The following is a 16027-nucleotide window of genomic DNA, read 5'->3' as shown; positions in this document are numbered from 1 at the left end:
TACGTGCACATCGACGAACGTGAAAACTCGGTGACTCTGGGGTTCGATACGAGGAGCTTCCCCTCGAATCCACCCGAAGAGTGGGTGGAAAAGGGCCTGGCCACCCATGGTGGTGCGTTCTTCGAGGTGGTGCTGGGGTCTGAGGATTCCGGGATCGCGTTCCGGGCCGCCAAGGCTCGGCTGGCCAAAGCGCGTGGCTACCTCGCCTCCGACAGCCCCTGAGCCACAGGCAGCACCCCTCCGCCGGCGCCGCCCGCCGGTGCCTGGGCGTGTTCGGGCAGGGGGCAGGCTTGGCCGAAGCCCTCGGACCAAGCCTGCTCATCGTCGCGGGAGCCGTGTTCCCCCGCGCCCGCAACGCCCCCCGCCCAGTCTCAGCCCGTCACATCCGCCAACACCCCCGCCCCCCGCCCCGGCGTCTCGTCCCACCGGCGGATGCGGGCTGCGGTGCGGGCCAGGCGGGAGTCGTTGGGGCGTACGGCGATGTAGAAGAGGGACTCGTCGGGCTTGGGGTCGTTGCCGCCCCAGCGGACCGTGCCGTTGAGTTCGGCGAGGATGTCCTTGATCAGCAGTTGTTGCTGGGGGAAGAAGCCGCCCCGGGTGCCCGCCGGGTAGGAGCCGGGGCGGATCTGTACCGCTGTTCCGGAGGCCTGGTTGGATTCTGGCAGGCCCTTGCGGAGCGTGGCCGGTGTGCGCCAGCCGGTGACGTCGCCCTTGCGGAGCTCGTCGATCTCGTAGTGGAAGCGGCGGATGACGTGGACGAGGACCGTCTCGACGTCGCCCATGCGGACCGCGATGCCCGCGCTGCCCGTGAGCGGGGTGCCGGGGACGGGGCGGGTGAAGATGTTGCCGCCGTCGTCGGCGACGCGCTCCATCTCCCAGCCGTTGCGGGACGGCTTGCCCGTCATCACGCGTCTGGCGCGTGCCTCGGCCTTGCGGACAGCCTCACGCACCTTCGCGGAGAGCGGGTTCGTGCCGGGGACGGGGCCCGGGCCCGGGGTCCTTCCCGCCGCGTACGCCGGGCTCGCCAGGAACTGCGAGGCGGGGAGGGAGGCCGCTATCGCCGCGCCCGTGATCACCGCCGTGCGCGTGAGGACCGTACGGCGGGATACGTCGGTGGCCTCGGCGGGAGTGGAGTTCTGCGGGGTGTTCTGGCTGGTGTTCAACTGGCCTTCTCTTTCCTGAAGTTGTCTCTGGCGCGGAGCTCCGAGGCGAAGGCCGCGAAGACTCCGAGAGCGACGGCGGTCAGGGCCAGGCCCAGGACTGCGGGGTTGACGTAGTCCGGTACGGCGGCGGCGTACGAACCGGCGCCCCTGACATGGCAGTTCAGGTGCAGCGGGAGGTAGGAGACGTCGGAGCCGGTGATGTCGGCGGCGTGTGCCCGGCCCACCGCGGCGCGGCATGCCTCGGTCGTCATCGACTCGTCCTTGACGAGGTGGAGGGCGCCCCATACGTACATGGCGGCCGCCGCCGCGGCGGCCAGGCCCGCGAAGCCGCGGAGCACGGTCTCCCTCTTCGCGTGCCTGATGCCGTGCCGGGCGAGCGTGGTGAAGCCGAACACCGCGAACCCGCCGGCGACGGCCAGGCCTACGAGGCCGATCAGCAGAAGGGCGATGACGTTGGGCTGGTCGTCACTCATGTCTCTTCCTCAGGGGGCTTCTTCGGCGGGCTACAGGTTCCGGACGATGCCGTTGTACTTCTCGAAGATCTGGTACAACGCCATACGCTTGGTCGCGTGCTCCTCCGCTTCGGTTCCCCAGCCCTGGTAGCGGCGCAGGACCTGGAAGATCTCCGACTCGGTGTAGTCCAGGCGCATGGAGCGCAGCGTGGTCTCGCCGGCGGGCGGGTTCTGGCCGCCGGGCTTGCCCTCCGCGTCCCACAGGTGGATCAGGGAGACGGTCTGGAGGGCGTACGCGTTGTCCTTGTTGACCTTCTGCCACATCGTCCAGATGTCGGCGTCCTTGGCGGGGTCGAGGATCGTGCCGGAGACGTACCCCTTGTTGATGCAGTGGTTCCAGGCGCGGATGCCGACCTCGCCGCTGATCTGCGCGATGCCCGTGGACGAGTCGCGCTTCGGGGTCATGCCGCCGCCGACACCGGTGTGGTAGTAGACGACGGCGGCGTCCACGGCCTGGTCGATGATGTCGTAGTGGCGCATCTCCCAGTACGCGGACGTCTGGATCAGCGCCTTGCGCATGTTGTAGCGGTTGGACTGCGCGGTGACCACGTCGTCGTTGGCGAGGACGGTCTCGAAGCACTGGGTGTGGCTGAAGATGCGGTTGCCGCCGTCGTTCGGGAAGCCGATCGACTGCATGTACTTGCCGATGTCGTCATGCAGCGCGTTCAGGTAGCCGCCGAGGAAGCGGACGTCCGGGAGGACACCGCGCGGCTTGTTGAACGAGTTCTCGCCGATGTCGCGGCCGGAGGCGATGTTGTTGTCGATCTCGATCTTCCCGTCGCCGGAGCCGACGGTGCGCGTGACGACCTGGTCGTAGGCCCAGTCGCTCGGCAGCGGGTAGCCGTAGTTCCCCGAGAAGCCGGAGGACATGTCGGAGACGAACGAGGCCGTGGAGTGGCCGGCCTCGGCGACCCGCGTACACACGTTGCGCGGACCGTACACACCGACCTTGAACGGGTTCCCGGCGTCCGCCATCGAGTCCTCGATGCCCTTGAAGTGGGGCAGGACGTTCGAGGTGACATCGGCGTCGAGGGCGTCGAAGTCGACGGCGAAGAAGATACGGGCGCCCGGCTTGAACCCGTGGTCCAGCGCCGCGTTGACGGCGGCGTAGCCGGCGGCCCGCCCGGCGGGGTAGGTGAAGCCGGAGGCGTCGCGGCCGAAGGTCTGGTAGATCGGGTAGCAGCGCAGGCCGCTGTCGGCGATCGTCTGGAGTTCGCCCGGCTGGATCGCCTTCTCGGGCAGTGAGGTCGTGCTGGGGTTGGTGAGGTAGCGGCCGACGTACTTGATGCCGTCCGCCTTCAGGGCCGCCGCGCGCGCCGCGGTGATCTTCGTGACGCCGTCGCACGCCTCGCCCTTGCGGTCCTGGTCGCCGTACGAGACGAGGAGCGAGGCCCAGGTCTGGAAGTCGCCGCTGCCGTTCACCGAGAGCTTGGCGAACGACTGGAACGTCCTGACCGCGTCGGCGAGGGACGAGGTGAAACTGGAGGAGAAGGAGACCGGCCGCAGGTTGAGGATCATCGCCGCGGAGAAGAGGGAGACCCATGTGCCCGACGAACCGGTCGAGACGGTGTGGGACTTGAGGCCGGACTTCGTACCGGGACCGAAGACGCCGTTCGCCGTGCCGTCGGCCATGCCCAGCTCGTACTGGATGGCGTAGAGCATGGACTTGGACACGTCACGGGAGTTGTGGCCGTCGCACGGGATGATGAAGAAGTCCGCGCGGTTGACGTAACGGCCGTTCAGCCATCGCTGCACGCTGCGGATGCCGTCGGAACCGGAGTTGACGGTCACATAGGCGTCCATGTTCAGCAGGCCCTTGAAGACCTTGGGTATCAGGTCGCCGCCGGGGAACAGGCCGTCCACGCCCATGTCCGTCTTCAGCTTCGCCACCGAGGACTCGACGCGGGAGTTGTACTTCCCGTCGATGTCACCGCCGTCGTAGCCCTTGCAGTACAGGGCGGACTGGATGATGCGGGCGAAGTTCGCCGAGGGGGTCGTCGAGGCGTTCAGCTTCGGGAACTTCGAGGCGAGCGTCGACAGGGTGGTGGGGCCGAACGTGTCCGACAGCGTCGGGACACCGAGTTCGTACTGGAGCGCGCGGGTCAGCGCGTACATCGTCGGCCAGCCGGTCTGGCCGTTCTCGTCCAGCGCAGGGATGCCGAGCATGTTGGGGTAGGTGCGGTTGACGAACTGCTGAGCTCTCCGGACCATCTCGTCGGCCATGGGGCGCGGGTTCTCCTTCGGCTTCGGCTACGGGTGTCGCGTACGGCGAGGCAGAGCAATGCAGGGCAAAGCAGAGCAAAGCGGGCCAAGCCAAGGCGATGCAGGGCAGGGCGGCGCACGGCGGCGCACGGCGGAGCTCCGGACACGTGGGCGTTCCGGTCCGCTGAAGAGGTGTTGCGGCGGGAGTGGTGAGACGGCCGATCAGGCGCGTGCGGCGCGTGCGGCTCGTGTGGCACGTACGGCGCGTGGGGCACGTACGACGTGTACGGCGCGTGAGGCTCGTACAACAGGTGAGGCACACGTGACGTGTGCGGTGCGTGAGGCGCGATCCCCCGTGAACATGGTTCCCCCAGGTGTTGGTCAGCGCGTCCTGGAGGCCTGGTCAGGGCCGCCCGGCACGGCGATCACCATAGGCATGCGGGCGGAGCACCGGGCAAGAGCGGTGCGGAGCATGGCCGGATCGCGACGGCGGGGACGCGAGGCCGTCCGAGAGACTGGGCGGGAGAGTGGATGCGCCCGGGATCTGTGCGTTTGCTGTGAACCGGAGGGGTGGGTGTGGTCTCGTCCAACGTCTCGTCCCCCGCGGGGAATTGGCTTGGTCCCGCCGTTCCCGTCAAGGCCGGGTCAAGGCCCGGTAAACCAGGTTGCCCTGCCGTTCTGCGGAGGCGAGGGCGCGTGAAAGGCTGGTTCCGTTGCGTAAGTGAACGGGTGGGTCCGGTGGGTCCGGTGGGTCCGGTTGGCCCGGTGGGGAGTTGGGGGCTGCATGAGTAAGCGGCAGATCCGGAAGATGTTCCAGTTGATGGCCGCGGGGGAGGCGGTCCAGCTCACGAGTCCCATGGCCTCGGTGAAGAAACTGGCCCGACTCGCCTTCATCGCCCAGCAGTTCGGGTACGAGTACGCCGACGTACGTCAGGGCAGCGGGCGCAACAACGCGCTCACGATGCTCATCGTGCCCGACCCCAGTCCGCAGGCGCAGACGCGGGCCGCGCAGAACTGGGCGCAGTATCCGAAGGCCGGCGACGGAGAGTCGTTGCCGCCCGTCGTCCCCGACGCGCTGGAGCTGCTCAAGGCCCGCATCAACTTCGACCTCACCGGCAAGAACGCCGAGAAGCGGATGGGATACGGGGCGGTCGGCTTCACCATCGCGTGCGTGATCCTCGCGGTCCGGACCGGCGGGGACACCATCGCCTTCACCGTGGCGGGCATCGTGTGGGCGGTGCTGATGGCGGTCCTCGGCATCGGCTTCGTCGTCACCCGCAAGCGCAACGCCAAGTTCGCGGCCCGCTTGCAGGCCGCCGGGTTCGCGCCCGTGACGGAGGAGGGCGGGCGGGTGCGGTATCTGCCGCCGACGGCTTATGCGGCGCAGGCGCCGGGCCCCTACGCGTCGTACGCTCCGCAGAACCCCGGTCCGTACGGTCAGCAGGTCCCTGGTCCTTACACCCCGCAGGCTGCCGCTCCGTACGGTCAGCAAGCCCCCGGCCCGTACGGTCAGCAGGCCCCCGGTCCTTATACCCCGCAGGCCCCCGCTCCGTACGGTCAGCAGGTCCCTGGCCCTTACTCTCCGCAGGCCCCCGCTCCCTACGGTCAGCAGGCCCCCGGCCCGTACGGTCAGCAGCCGCCCGGCACGCCGTACCCTGGTCAGCAGGTTCCCGGGCAGCAGACCCCAGGTCAGCAGGCCCCCGGCCCCTACACCGCCCCGCCCGGCGCCGTACCCCCGCAGTCCCACCCCTACGGCGGTCAGCCCCAGCCCCCCACGGGGCAGCCCCCGCAGCAGTGAGCCGCCGCGCCCTCACCGTCGCCCCCGCCGCCGAGTGAGAGCAACGTTCCCTTCCGGTCACCCACAGCCACAGGGCCGAAACGCGTCCTCCCTACCTTCGGTTGTCATCCCCAGGAAAGACACGCGCACCGCACCGGAGCCCCGTGGAGGCGTCATGACAGCCCCTAGTACAGCCCCCGCACCAAGCAGGGGAGGCCGTTGGATCGAGGAGTGGGATCCCGAGGACGAGGCCTTCTGGCAGGAGAAGGGGGAGAAGGTCGCCCGACGGAATCTGCTCTTCTCCGTACTCTCCGAGCACATCGGGTTCTCGATCTGGACCATGTGGTCGGTCATGGTCCTGTTCATGGGGCCCGAGTACGGGCTCACCCCGGCCGACAAGTTCCTGCTCACGTCCATGGTGACGCTGGTCGGCGCGGTCGTGCGGGTGCCCTACACCTTCGCTGTCGCGATCTTCGGCGGGCGGAACTGGACCATCGTGTCGGCGGCCCTGCTGCTCGTACCGAGCGTCGCCGCGTTCGTGGTGATGGAGCCGGGCACCTCGTTCAACACCTTCCTGGTCGTCGGTCTGCTGGCCGGCATCGGCGGTGGCAACTTCGCCTCCTCCATGACCAACATCAACGCCTTCTTCCCGCTCAAGAAGAAGGGCTGGGCGCTCGGCCTCAACGCGGGCGGCGGCAACATCGGCGTACCCGTCATCCAGCTCGTGGCGCTCGCCATCATCGGAGCGAGCGGTGGGCCGCGGGTGCTGCTCGGGATCTACATCCCGCTCATCCTGGTGGCCGCCGTGCTCGCCGCCCTCTTCATGGACAACATCTCCTCCGTGAAGAACGACACCGGTGCCGCCAAGGACGCCGCGAAGGACGCGCACACCTGGATCATGTCCTTCCTCTACATCGGGACGTTCGGCTCCTTCATCGGCTACGCCTTCGCCTTCGGGCAGGTCCTTCAGGTGCAGTTCGGGCGTACGCCGCTGCAGTCCGCCTACCTCACCTTCATCGGCCCGCTGCTCGGCTCGCTGATCCGGCCCGTCGGCGGCTGGCTGGCCGACCGGTACGGCGGCGCGAAGATCACGCTGTGGAACTTCGTCGCGATGGCCGCGGCGACCGGTGGCCTGGTCTTCGCCAGCATGCAGAAGTCGCTGCCGCTGTTCGTCAGCGTGTTCGTGGTGCTCTTCGTGCTCACCGGGCTCGGCAATGGATCGACGTACAAGATGATCCCCGGGATCTTCCAGGCGAAGGCCGTCGCCAAGGGGCTGAGCGGTGAGGAAGCGGCCTCGTACGGGCGCCGGCTCTCCGGTGCCTCCATGGGGCTCATCGGCGCGGTGGGCGCGCTCGGCGGCGTCGGTATCAACCTCGCCTTCCGGCAGTCGTTCCTCAGCTCCGGCTCCGGCACCGGCGCGTTCGTCACCTTCCTCGCCTTCTACGCGGCCTGCTTCGTGGTCACCTGGGCCGTATACCTTCGCCGCCCGGCCGCCGCCGAGGCCCCGGCCACGGCCTCCACCGAGACGAAGGCCCAGCTCAGCTACGCCGAAGTGTGACGTAACACGAGCGACATATGACTGAACCGAGCCTGTCACGGTGCGTTGACAGGCTCGGCTCGGCCATGAGCGAGCGCCCCAAGAGCGCCGGGCCACAGCAACTGGGACAGCCGACCAGCAGCATCTGGGACAGCAGCACAGCACCACCCCCTGCACGACGACTCGACGAGCGCGAGACGAGAGCCATGTACGACGAACAGCAGCGACCGCAGAACGGTCCCCTGGCCGGATTCACCGTGGGCGTGACCGCCGCGCGCCGGGCCGACGAGCTCGGGGCGCTGCTCCAGCGGCGCGGTGCCTCCGTCGTGCACGCGCCGGCCCTGCGCATCGTGCCGCTCGCCGACGACAGCGAACTGCTCACCGCCACCAAGGAACTGATCGACCACGCGCCGGACGTGGTGGTGGCGACCACCGCCATCGGCTTCCGGGGCTGGGTCGAGGCCGCCGACGGCTGGGGGCTCGGCGAGGATCTGCTGGCCCGGCTGCGCGGGGTCGAGCTGCTCGCCCGCGGGCCCAAGGTCAAGGGCGCCATACGGGCCCAGGGGCTGACGGAGGAGTGGTCGCCGTCCTCCGAGTCCATGGCCGAGGTGCTCGACCGGCTGCTCGACGAGGGCGTCGACGGGCGCCGTATCGCCATCCAGCTGCACGGCGAGCCGCTGCCCGGGTTCGTGGAGTCGCTGCGGGCCGCGGGTGCCGAGGTCGTCGGGGTCCCTGTGTACCGGTGGATGCCGCCGGAGGACATCGGGCCCGTCGACCGGCTGCTGGACGCGGCCGTGACCCGCGGCCTGGACGCGCTCACCTTCACCAGCGCGCCCGCCGCCGCCTCCCTGCTGTCCAGGGCGGAGGACCGCGGACTGCTCCCGGAACTCCTCGCCGCCCTGCACCACGACGTACTGCCCGCCTGTGTTGGCCCGGTCACCGCGCTGCCGTTGCAGGCCCGGGGCATCGACACCGTCCAGCCCGAGCGCTTCCGGCTCGGCCCCCTCGTACAGCTGCTGTGTCAGGAACTGCCGGGGCGGGCACGGGCGTTGCCCATCGCCGGGCACCGGGTGGAGATCCGCGGGCATGCCGTGATGGTGGACGGGGCGCTGCGGCCCGTACCGCCGGCCGGGATGTCGCTGCTGCGGGCCCTGTCGCGGCGGCCCGGCTGGGTGGTGGCCCGCGCCGAGCTGCTGCGCGCGCTGCCCGGCGCCGGGCGGGACGAGCACGCCGTCGAGACGGCGATGGCCAGGCTGCGTACGGCACTTGGCGCGCCCAAGCTCATCCAGACCGTCGTCAAGCGCGGTTACCGGCTGGCGCTCGACCCGGCCGCGGACTCCAAGTACGCGGACGTGTAAGGGCGTCGGTACAGGAGCAGGGCCCGGGCGAGGCACGCCAGCGCGAGCGTCGACAGCAGGGCCCGTACGACGTTCCACGCCACCCAGGTGTCCTCGAACTTCGCGCGTACGGCGGCCGGGTCGGCGATCTTCGCCGGGTCGCCGGCGTTCGCGAGGTCGTTGTTGAGCGGGATGTTCACGGCGACGGTGACGAGGAAGACGAGGGTGTACGCGGTGAGGGCGGCGTACACCCACCACCGGAGTGCGCCGGAACCGCGCAACTGCCAGGCGGAGAGAGCCGTCAGGACCAGCGCGCCCATGAAGCTCAGGAAGAACACCGGGTTCTGGATCACGTCGTTGATGTTCTGCATGACCTCGATGAAGACGCGGTCGTCGCTGCGGGCCAGCGACGGCATGACGTCGCAGGCGAATATGTAGAAGACCCCGGCGATCAGGCCCATCGCGACCGTGGCCGCACCCAGTACACCTCCGGCGGTCGTACGCCGCCCCGTGCTGTTGTCTGTCATGTCCTTCAGTCAACCGGCGCCGTGGCACGGCTGACATGGCTCAGACGCGCGGCCGCATACGCACGCGTCCAGCAGAGGAGCGGTACTGAGTCTTCCGGCCGCGCGTGCGGGCATGCACTGTAGGGAGTACGACAGCGGGTAACCCCAAGGCGGTGACAGGCACATGGCATCGGGCATGGCCACGGCCTCGTACGAGCTGCGGTTCGACTCCGGGCGGATCTGCCTGGACCTGACCGCGACCACCCACCCCGAGGAACGGCTCGACACGGCCGTCCGGCTGCGCGCCTGGATCGCCGCGTGCGGACTCGTGCCCCCGGGCACGGCCCTGGACGCGGACGCCTCCTGGCTCATGGGCTTCCGGGAACTGCGCGGACACATCGCGCAGTTGGTGCGCGGCGAACTCGACGCACGGCCCGCCGACGCGGCGCTCGCCCGCGTCAACGCGGTCGCGCTGGGCACCCCGCCCGCCCCCTGGGCCGTACGCGCGGACGACGGTTCGCTGCACCGCCGGTTGCGCACCCCGCCCGGCTGCGCCGAACTGCTCTGTGTCGTCGCGCGGGACGCCCTCGAACTGCTCACCGATCCGGTGGCGCGGGCGAGTCTGAGGCAGTGCGAGGGGGACAACTGTCCGATCGTCTATCTCGACACATCCCGGGGCCGTCGCCGACGATGGTGTTCCAGTGAGGTGTGCGGCAACCGGGAGCGAGTGGCCCGGCACCGGCGCCGGGCGGCCCTCGCACGCGCCTGACCACACCCGTACGTGATCTTCCAGTGACCCGAGGTGATCAATACACGCCCTTCGCACCGCCTTCACAACTCCAACAAGAAATATCTGTGAGCTCTTTGAACACACGCACGCCCAGGCACGTACCCCGGGATGAGCGACCGACTGGGGGAACCCCCGGACACCGGAGGTAGGCGTGCGTAAGGATTCCGCCGTGGCTGATGAACGAAGGCCCAGGGCCCGACATCGCATGTCCCAGCAGTCCTCGTCGACCGAACCTGACGAGGAGCTGATGCGTGCCCTGTACCGGGAACACGCGGGGCCGTTGCTCGCGTACGTCCTGCGGCTGGTCGCGGGAGACCGGCAGCGCGCCGAGGACGTCGTGCAGGAGACGCTCATCCGTGCCTGGAAGAACGCCGGTCAGCTCAATCGTGCGACCGGTTCGGTACGACCCTGGCTGGTGACGGTCGCCCGGCGCATCGTCATCGACGGCCACCGCAGCCGGCAGGCCCGGCCGCAGGAGGTGGATCCGTCACCGCTGGAGGTCATTCCCGCGGAGGACGAGATCGATAAGGCGTTGTGGCTGATGACACTGTCGGACGCGCTGGACGACCTGACCCCTGCTCACAGGGAAGTCCTGGTCGAAACATACTTTAAAGGGCGTACGGTCAATGAGGCGGCCGAGACGCTCGGCATACCCAGCGGCACCGTGCGCTCAAGGGTTTTCTACGCCCTGCGTTCGATGAAGCTGGCGCTGGAGGAGCGGGGGGTGACGGCATGAACACGTACGGGGGTTACGGAACGGGTGGTCCAGGAGCCATGCAGGGTCCACGGGGACAGCAGAACCCCGGAGACATCCACGAGACCGTCGGCGCCTACGCCCTCGGGATTCTCGACGACGCCGAAGCAACCGCTTTCGAGGCGCATCTGGCGACCTGCGAGTGGTGCGCCCAGCAGCTCGACGAGCTCGCCGGGATGGAGCCGATGCTCGCCGCGCTCGCGGATCTCCCCGCCGCGCAGGGCACGCCGGCCATCGGTGAGTCGCTGGCCGCACGCCCGAGCCCACGGCTCGCGGAGCAGCTGGTCGACGAGGTGTCGGAGCGGCGCGCCGTCAAGCGCCGGCGCGGGATGTACCTGGTGGCGGCCGCGGCCGCGCTGATCATCGGCGGTCCGCTGACGGTGATGGCGGTCAACGGTGGCAGCGACAGCAGTACGTCGCCGCCCGTGGCGATGGCCACCAGCCCGGCCAAGGCGGCCTTCGACGTCATGACGGACAAGAAGTCGGCCACCGACCCGAGCACCAAGGTCAACGCCGTCGTCGCCGTGGAGAAGAAGGACTGGGGCACCCACGCCGTCCTCCAGCTCAAGAACGTCAAGGGCCCGCTCAAGTGCTCCCTGATCGCCGTCGGCAAGAACGGCGAGCGCGAGACGGTGACCTCCTGGGCCGTCCCGAAGTGGGGTTACGGCATTGCGAACGCCAAGACCGAAGAGGCGAAATCCCCGCTCTACGTACACGGCGGCGCGGCCTTCTCGCCGAACCAGATCGACCACTTCGAGGTCATGACGTTCGACGGGAAGCGGCTCGTGGAGGTGAACGCGTGAGCGAACCCGGAGCGCGCGCGTAGATTACGGAGCCCCCTTCGCGTACGGTTGACGGCTGCCCAGCACGTCAGAAGGGGGCCCGGTGGCCGCTCAGGCTCAGCAGGAAACCGCGCTCGGCTCGGTCCATGAATCCGTGACGGTCGACTCCATGAAGGACGACTCCGTACGGGACCGAGAGATCAGCGTCGAACAGGAACATCTGGACCGGGTGTACCGGCGCCTCGAGGAGAAGATCCACGAGGCGGAGTTCCTGATGAACGACGCCGCCAAGCGCGGTCAGGTCGGTACTCCAGGGGCGCTCGCGGAGCGGGACGCCCAGGTGTTCCGCGCGGGAATTCACCTCAACCGCCTCAACAACGAGTTCGAGGACTTCCTCTTCGGCCGTATCGACCTGCTCCTCGGGAAGGACGGCAAGAAGGGTCCGGACGGCGCGTACACCGCGGTCGAACCGGCCGAGGGTGCCGTCCGCGAGGACAACACCGCGGACATCGCGGAGACGCTCCACATCGGCAGGATCGGCGTCCTCGACACGGACTACGCCCCGCTGGTGATCGACTGGAGGGCGCCCGCCGCGGCTCCCTTCTACCGCTCGACGCCGGTCGACCCGGGCCGTGTCGTACGCCGTCGGGTCATCCGCTCCAAGGGCCGCAAGGTTCTCGGCGTCGAGGACGACCTGATGCGCCCGGAGCTGAAGGCCTCCCTCGACGGCCGCGAACTCCCCGTGATCGGCGACGGCGCGCTGATGGCGGCGCTCGGCCAGGCCCGCAGCCACACCATGCGCGACATCGTGTCGTCCATCCAGGCCGAGCAGGACCTGGTGATCCGCGCCCCCGCCGCCTCGGTGGCGTACGTCGAGGGCGGCCCGGGCACGGGCAAGACGGCGGTGGCCCTGCACCGGGCCGCGTACCTCCTCTACCAGGACCGCCGGCGCTACTCGGGCGGCATCCTGATCGTCTCCCCGACCCCGCTCCTCGTCGCCTACACCGAGGGCGTCCTCCCCTCCCTCGGCGAGGAGGGCCAGGTCGCCATCCGCGCCATCGGCTCGCTCGTCGACGGCGCGGAGGCCACCCTGTACGACGCTCCGGCCGTGGCCCGCGCCAAGGGCTCGTACCGGATGCTGAAGGTGCTGCGGCACGCGGCCCGCGGCATCCTCGAACCGGCGCCGCACCCCGGGTCCTCGCGCTCCGGGCGGAACGGCGGCGCCGGGCATCGCGGCGCGGGCGGCGACGCCGGGCAGCTCGCCTTCGGTGACGACGCCGAGCCGCAGGGCCCGGCGGCGGTGCCCACCCGGCTCCGTGTCGTCGCGTTCGGGCGCCGTCTCGAACTGGAGGCCCCGGAGCTGGACCGGATCCGGCGCAACGCGCTGAGCGGGACCGCCCCCGTCAACCTGCTGCGCCCGCGCGCCCGCAAGCTGCTGCTCGACGCGCTGTGGGCGCAGTCGGGCGCCGGGACGCGGCACTCGGACCCGGAGCTGGCCGCCGAGCTGCGGTCGTCGTTCGACGAGGACATCACGTCGGAGGACAGCTTCATCGCGTTCCTGGACGCGTGGTGGCCGGAGCTGACCCCGCGGGGCGTGCTGGCCGCCATGGCCGACGAGCGGCGGCTCGGGCGCTGGGCGCGGCGGATCCTCAACCCCGGCGAGGTCCGGCGGGTAGCGCGCTCGCTCAAGCGGGACGGGCTCTCCGTGCACGACGTGGCGATGCTCGACGAGCTGAACGCCATCCTCGGCACCCCCGCCCGGCCCAGGAAGCGGCGCGAGCTGGACCCGCTCGACCAGCTCACCGGCCTCGAAGAGCTCATGCCCACCCGCGAGGAGACGCAGTGGGAGCGCGCCGAGCGGCTGGCGCAGGAGCGGACCGAGTACGCGCACGTCATCGTCGACGAGGCGCAGGACGTCACGCCGATGCAGTGGCGGATGGTCGGGCGGCGCGGCCGGCACGCCACGTGGACGGTCGTCGGCGACCCGGCGCAGTCCTCGTGGTCCGACCCGGACGAGGCCGCCGAGGCCCGAGACGAGGCCCTGGGGACCCGTCCCCGGCGCCGCTTCACCCTCACCGTCAACTACCGCAACCCCGCCGAGATCGCCGAGCTGGCCGCCAAGGTCCTCGCGCTCGCGATGCCGGGCTCGACGTCCCCGTCGGCCGTACGGTCCACGGGCGTCGAGCCGCGCTTCGCGGTCGTACGGGACTCCCTCGCGCAGACCGTGCGCGCCGAGGCGGCCCAGCTGCTCGACCGTGTGGACGGCACCGTGGGCGTCGTCGTCGCCATGAACCGGCGCGAGGAGGCCGCGCGCTGGCTCGCCGGGCTCGGTGACCGGGTGGTGGCGCTCGGCAGTCTGGAGGCCAAGGGGCTGGAATACGACGCCACGGTGGTCGTCTCGCCCGCTGAGATCGCCGACGAGTCGCCCGCGGGGCTGCGTGTGCTGTACGTCGCCCTCACGCGGGCCACTCAGCAGTTGACCGTCATCTCCAGCGACCGTGACGAGCCCGATGCGAACGGGGTGCCAGATCTGCTCCGGGACTGATGCGCGACCCGGTCTCCCGCCCACCCGTCCGGCTCACCTCTCGCAAAAGAACTCTCGGGGCGGGAATTGCCTTGCGGGGATCGTTTGTTACCGTTGACGTGACACCGGCCCGATCCAAGCCCCCGGGCCCAACCTTCGTCGCTACGAGCGACCACTTGCCGCGAGGCGAGCATGGCGGGTCGGTGTCATTGAACGTTGTCCTTGAAGATGAGGACGCAGAAGAGGCCCACGTCACCCCGTGACGTGGGCCTCTTTCGTTGCCTGATCGTTTCTCGTATGGTGGAAGTTGTTTTCCGAAAGTCTGTGCCCTTAGCTGTGCCCTCAGCTGTGAACAAAACGTTCGCAATCCGGGGCGGCTACCGCGTACTCGGCGGTAGGTGCGACGATCGGACGGCATACCAGCGACACGGTGAAAGCAGAGGAAGTCGGCCATGGCAACGGCGCCCAGCGTCTCCTACTCGATGACGGTCCGGCTGGAGGTGCCCGCGAGCGGAACCGCGGTCTCCCAGCTCACCGGGGCCGTCGAGTCCCACGGAGGCTCGGTGACCGGCCTCGACGTGACCGCCTCCGGCCACGAGAAGCTCCGGATCGACGTCACGATCGCGGCGACCTCCACGGCGCACGCCGACGAGATCGTCGAGCAGCTCCGCGGCATCGAGGGCGTCACCCTCGGCAAGGTCTCGGACCGTACGTTCCTCATGCACCTCGGCGGCAAGATCGAGATGCAGTCCAAGCACCCGATCCGCAACCGTGACGACCTCTCCATGATCTACACCCCGGGCGTGGCCCGCGTGTGCATGGCGATCGCCGAGAACCCCGAGGACGCCCGCCGCCTCACCATCAAGCGCAACTCCGTTGCGGTCGTGACGGACGGATCCGCGGTGCTGGGCCTGGGCAACATCGGGCCGATGGCCGCTCTGCCGGTCATGGAGGGCAAGGCGGCCCTCTTCAAGCGCTTCGCCGGTATCGACGCCTGGCCGATCTGCCTGGACACCCAGGACACCGACGCGATCGTCGAGATCGTCAAGGCGATCGCCCCCGGCTTCGCGGGCATCAACCTGGAGGACATCTCCGCCCCCCGCTGCTTCGAGATCGAGGCCCGGCTGCGCGAGGCCCTCGACATCCCCGTCTTCCACGACGACCAGCACGGCACCGCGATCGTCGTGCTCGCCGCCCTCACGAACGCCCTGCGTGTGGCGGGCAAGGCGATCGGCGACATCCGTGTCGTCATGTCCGGTGCGGGCGCGGCCGGTACGGCCATCCTCAAGCTGCTCATCGCCGCCGGCGTCAAGAACGCCGTCGTCGCCGACATCCACGGTGTCGTGCACGCGGACCGCACGGACCTGGTGGACGCCGCCGCCGGCACGCCGCTGCGCTGGATCGCCGACAACACCAACCCCGAGGGCCTCACGGGCACGTTGAAGGAAGCCGTGCGCGGCGCGGACGTCTTCATCGGCGTCTCCGCCCCGAACGTCATCGACGGCGACGACGTGGCCGCCATGGCCGAGAACGCCATCGTGTTCGCGCTCGCGAACCCCGACCCCGAGGTCGACCCGGCAATCGCCCGCCAGACGGCGGCAGTTGTCGCCACGGGCCGCTCCGACTTCCCCAACCAGATCAACAACGTCCTGGTCTTCCCGGGCGTCTTCCGCGGCCTCCTGGACGCCCAGTCCCGCACGGTCAACACGGAGATGATGCTGGCCGCCGCGGCCGCCCTGGCGGACGTGGTGACCGAGGACGAGCTCAACCCGAACTACATCATCCCCAGCGTCTTCAACGACAAGGTCGCGGGCGCGGTCGCCGGAGCGGTTCGCTCTGCGGCTCGGGCGGCTGGGGCGTCGGCCTCTGCTGAGTAGGCGTCCGGCGTTGGTGTGGGGCTTGCTGGGGGCTGCCGCCCCCAGACCCCCGCTGTCGGCCTGAACGGCCTCGTCCTCAAACGCCGGACGGGCTGGGTGGTGCCGACCGGCGCTGGAGGCGCGAGCGGGGGCTGTGAGGATCGCCACGGCCCCCGGGCATCGGCGCGTCGCGGGACGCCGGGGCTGTGGGCGCCCTCTAGGGTGGCGGCCAGGCTCAGGCCTTGCAGGCCTCTTCGTGTGACTCCCAAGGGTGTTCGTGTGACTCC

Annotated in this window: 13 protein-coding genes; 9 read left to right on the top strand and 4 right to left on the bottom strand. The window is 69.8% G+C overall.

Annotated elements, in window-relative coordinates; all coding sequences use genetic code 11:
* The first annotated feature begins 3 nt into the window (after window positions 1-3).
* Window positions 4-222: a hypothetical protein gene (locus OG975_RS18720; RefSeq protein WP_406330413.1), complete on the top strand. Its 219-nt coding sequence runs from the start codon at window positions 4-6 to the stop codon at window positions 220-222.
* Window positions 223-371: 149 nt separating this feature from the next.
* On the opposite strand, the gene OG975_RS18715 is transcribed toward OG975_RS18720, so the two are convergent.
* From OG975_RS18715 to OG975_RS18705, 3 genes are read right to left on the bottom strand one after another with little or no spacing between them, the layout of a single operon-like run.
* Complete coding sequence (locus tag OG975_RS18715) at window positions 372-1163, bottom strand: hypothetical protein (RefSeq protein WP_406330411.1); 792 nt, start codon at window positions 1161-1163, stop codon at window positions 372-374.
* Complete coding sequence (locus OG975_RS18710; RefSeq protein WP_406330410.1) at window positions 1160-1636, bottom strand: hypothetical protein; 477 nt, start codon at window positions 1634-1636, stop codon at window positions 1160-1162. Before OG975_RS18710 ends, OG975_RS18715 begins: the two co-directional genes overlap by 4 nt.
* A 30-nt stretch (window positions 1637-1666) precedes the next feature.
* Window positions 1667-3898, bottom strand: coding sequence for a glycoside hydrolase domain-containing protein (locus OG975_RS18705; protein ID WP_406330409.1), 2232 nt, complete (start codon window positions 3896-3898; stop codon window positions 1667-1669).
* Between the two features lie 763 nt (window positions 3899-4661).
* Between OG975_RS18705 and OG975_RS18700 the strand changes: the two genes are divergently transcribed.
* From OG975_RS18700 to OG975_RS18690, 3 genes are all read left to right on the top strand, one after another.
* Window positions 4662-5675, top strand: a complete 1014-nt coding sequence (locus OG975_RS18700) for a hypothetical protein (protein ID WP_406330408.1) — start codon at window positions 4662-4664, stop codon at window positions 5673-5675.
* A 154-nt stretch (window positions 5676-5829) separates the two neighbouring features.
* Window positions 5830-7212, top strand: coding sequence for a nitrate/nitrite transporter (locus OG975_RS18695; RefSeq protein WP_406330407.1), 1383 nt, complete (start codon window positions 5830-5832; stop codon window positions 7210-7212).
* A gap of 185 nt (window positions 7213-7397) precedes the next feature.
* Window positions 7398-8549 carry a uroporphyrinogen-III synthase gene (locus OG975_RS18690; protein WP_406336328.1) on the top strand — a complete coding sequence of 384 codons (1152 nt, stop codon included), beginning with the start codon at window positions 7398-7400 and terminating at the stop codon, window positions 8547-8549.
* Here the strand turns inward: OG975_RS18690 and OG975_RS18685 are convergent.
* A complete protein-coding gene (locus tag OG975_RS18685; RefSeq protein ID WP_406330406.1) occupies window positions 8498-9055 on the bottom strand; it encodes a DUF1772 domain-containing protein in 558 nt (185 codons plus the stop codon). The two genes, OG975_RS18690 and OG975_RS18685, sit on opposite strands and share 52 nt — an antisense overlap.
* A 163-nt stretch (window positions 9056-9218) precedes the next feature.
* Between OG975_RS18685 and OG975_RS18680 the strand changes: the two genes are divergently transcribed.
* From OG975_RS18680 to OG975_RS18660, 5 genes are all read left to right on the top strand, one after another.
* Window positions 9219-9803 (top strand): CGNR zinc finger domain-containing protein, encoded by a 585-nt coding sequence (locus tag OG975_RS18680; protein ID WP_406330405.1) that lies wholly within the window; start codon window positions 9219-9221, stop codon window positions 9801-9803.
* Window positions 9804-10029: 226 nt separating this feature from the next.
* A complete protein-coding gene (locus OG975_RS18675) occupies window positions 10030-10560 on the top strand; it encodes a sigma-70 family RNA polymerase sigma factor (RefSeq protein WP_037619265.1) in 531 nt (176 codons plus the stop codon).
* Between the two features lie 38 nt (window positions 10561-10598).
* The gene (locus OG975_RS18670; protein ID WP_406330404.1) at window positions 10599-11381 is read left to right on the top strand and encodes a zf-HC2 domain-containing protein; all 783 of its coding nucleotides are present in this window, start codon (window positions 10599-10601) and stop codon (window positions 11379-11381) included.
* Window positions 11382-11463: 82 nt separating this feature from the next.
* Window positions 11464-13905 (top strand): HelD family protein, encoded by a 2442-nt coding sequence (locus OG975_RS18665; RefSeq protein ID WP_406330403.1) that lies wholly within the window; start codon window positions 11464-11466, stop codon window positions 13903-13905.
* Between the two features lie 431 nt (window positions 13906-14336).
* Window positions 14337-15761: an NAD-dependent malic enzyme gene (locus OG975_RS18660; RefSeq protein WP_330304929.1), complete on the top strand. Its 1425-nt coding sequence runs from the start codon at window positions 14337-14339 to the stop codon at window positions 15759-15761.
* Window positions 15762-16027 lie beyond the last annotated feature (266 nt).

Origin of the sequence: Streptomyces sp. NBC_00203 (assembly GCF_045206325.1) — a bacterium.
GTDB classification, from domain to species: domain Bacteria; phylum Actinomycetota; class Actinomycetes; order Streptomycetales; family Streptomycetaceae; genus Streptomyces; species Streptomyces lutosisoli.
The sequence above is the reverse complement of the archived record's forward strand: the minus strand, read 5'-3'. Positions and strand labels throughout refer to the sequence as shown.